Genomic DNA, 2,298 nt, shown 5'->3' with positions numbered 1-2,298 from the left:
CCCTCGCCAGACGCGGCTCTATCGCACAAAGCCTCCAACTGTTCCAGCGGAATCATGTCGTCCTCGCCGAACGGGCCGACCAGGGTTCGCCGCAGCGCACAGATATGGCCGAAACAGCCGAGAATCCGGCCGATATCGCGCGCCAGCGCCCGCACATAGGTTCCCTTGCCGCATTCGGCCTCGAACACCGAATGGCTGCTATCGGGTTGATCGACAAGGGTTAATTGGTGGATTTCGACGGGGCGCGGCTGCAGCGCGACGACCTCGCCGTCGCGCGCGAGGTCGTAGGCGCGCTCGCCCGCGATCTTGATCGCGGAATATTGCGGCGGGGTCTGCTCGATCAGCCCGGTGAATTGCGGCAGCAGCGCCCGGATCGCCTCGGCGGAGGGGCGGAGTTCGCTGATCCGGGTGACCCGGCCCTCGGTATCGTCGGTGTCGCGCTCCTCGCCCCAGGCGACCGTGAAGCGGTAGCGCTTGCGACCGTCCATCACGAACGGAACCGTCTTGGTGGCCTCGCCCAGCGCGATCGGCAGGCCGCCGGTCGCCAGCGGATCGAGCGTGCCGGCGTGTCCGGCGCGTTTTGCGGAAAACAGCCGCTTGATGATCGCCACCGCATGGGTGGAGGTCATGCCGACCGGCTTGTCCAGCACCACCCAGCCATGCACGTCGCGCTTGTCCCGCCGCGGCTGGTTGTTGTGACGCTGCTGCTTCTGCTCCCTCCCCCCTTGCGGGGCCGGCTCGGGGAGGGAGGTAGAAGCGCGCGCAGAAATATTTTCATCCGCGCCGTTCGATTCATCGTTCTGCGGATCGGTTGCGACGCCTGACATCGTCACGGCCATCATGTGTCGTCCGATTCTTGTTTGAGGTCTCGTTGCACCGCGGGTGTTCTCAGTAATTTCTCGATCCGTTCCGCTTCATCGAATCGGTCGTCGACGCGGAAGCGGAGATCAGGTGCGAATTTCAGGTTAACGCGATGCGCGACCTCGCCGCGCAGAAATTTCTTGTTGCGCGAAAGGGCGGCGAGAACCACGTCGGTGTCCTTGCCGCCAAGCGGCATCACATAGACGGTCGCAAGCTTCAAGTCCGGCGACATCCGCACTTCTGGCACGGTGATAATGTGGCCCTCGAGGTCGGCGTCGTGCACGCCGCCTTGCGCGAGAATATCCGCGACCGCATGGCGCACGATCTCCCCGACGCGCAACTGCCGCTGCGAGCCGCCGGGGGCTTTCGTGGATTGATGATGACGAGGCATACTTCTTTTCCAGTAGCCTAATGGTTCGAGACGCGCAGCAAGAGCTGCGCTCCTCACCATGAGGGATAGGTTTGACCCAGGATCAGGCTAGGCCCTCATCCTGAGGAGCGGCCTCCTGGCCGCGTCTCGAAGGATGAAGTAGATAGCACTAGCTGTAAGATTCGAACTCACAGCGAGCGCTGGATCGTCTCCACGCGATAACATTCGATGACGTCGCCGGGGCGCATGTCGCCGTAGTTCTCGAACGCCATGCCGCATTCCTGGCCCGAGGCCACTTCCTTCACTTCGTCCTTGAAGCGCTTCAGCGTCGACAGCTTGCCTTCGTGCACCACGACATTGTCGCGGATCAGGCGGACATTGGCGCCGCGTTCCACTGACCCGTCGGTGACGCGGCAGCCGGCAACCTTGCCGACCTTGGAAATGTTGAACACTTCCAGGATCAGCGCGTTGCCCAGCATGGTTTCGCGCAGCGTCGGCGCGAGCAGGCCGCTCATCGCCTTCTTCACGTCGTCGACGAGGTCGTAGATGATGTTGTAGTAGCGGATCTCGATGCCGTTGCGCTTGGCGGCGGCGGCGGCCTCCTTGTGGGCGCGGACGTTGAAGCCGATGATGGCGGCATTGAACCCTTCCGCCAGCGTCACGTCGGATTCCGAGATGCCGCCGACGCCGGCATGCAGGATGCGGGCGGCGACTTCGTCGGTGCCGAGCTTTTCCAGCGATCCGAGGATGGCTTCCAGCGAGCCCTGCACGTCGGCCTTGACGATCAGCGGGAAATCCTTGCGGCCCGTGGTCTTCAATTGCGACATCATCTGCTCGAGCGAGCCGCGCATGCCGGACACCGAGGCCGCGGCGTTCTCGCGCTTCTGGTGGGCGCGGTAGCTCGTGACCTGGCGCGCGCGGGCTTCGTTCTCGACCACGGCCATGCGGTCGCCGGCCTCCGGCGGGCCGTTGAAGCCGAGCACCTCGACCGGAACCGATGGTCCGGCCTCGTCGATGGTGTCGCCCTGGTCGTTGATCAGCGCGCGGACGCGGCCCATCTCGGCGCC

The 2,298-nt window shown here is 64.4% G+C and carries 3 protein-coding genes; all 3 read right to left on the bottom strand.

Annotated features, from left to right (window positions below):
- A partial coding sequence (gene truB / locus VGP39_RS18175) for a tRNA pseudouridine(55) synthase TruB (protein ID WP_327569484.1) occupies positions 1-839 on the bottom strand: 839 nt, incomplete at its 3' end.
- Positions 839-1,252: a 30S ribosome-binding factor RbfA gene (gene rbfA / locus VGP39_RS18170; protein WP_327569485.1), complete on the bottom strand. Its 414-nt coding sequence runs from the start codon at positions 1,250-1,252 to the stop codon at positions 839-841. The genes rbfA and truB, both read right to left, overlap by 1 nt.
- Positions 1,253-1,419: 167 nt before the next feature.
- Positions 1,420-2,298 (bottom strand): translation initiation factor IF-2 (locus VGP39_RS18165; protein WP_327569483.1); only part of this gene is annotated, 879 nt, incomplete at its 5' end.

The organism is Bradyrhizobium sp. (assembly GCF_036009065.1).
Classification (GTDB): Bacteria; Pseudomonadota; Alphaproteobacteria; order Rhizobiales; family Xanthobacteraceae; genus Bradyrhizobium.
The sequence above is the reverse complement of the archived record's forward strand: the minus strand, read 5'-3'. Positions and strand labels throughout refer to the sequence as shown.

What these genes read in the sequence shown, in the direction of transcription:
- rbfA (WP_327569485.1), bottom strand. Translation starts at nt 1,252, where the DNA reads ATGCCTCGTCATCATCAATCCACGAAAGCCCCCGGCGGCTCGCAGCGG.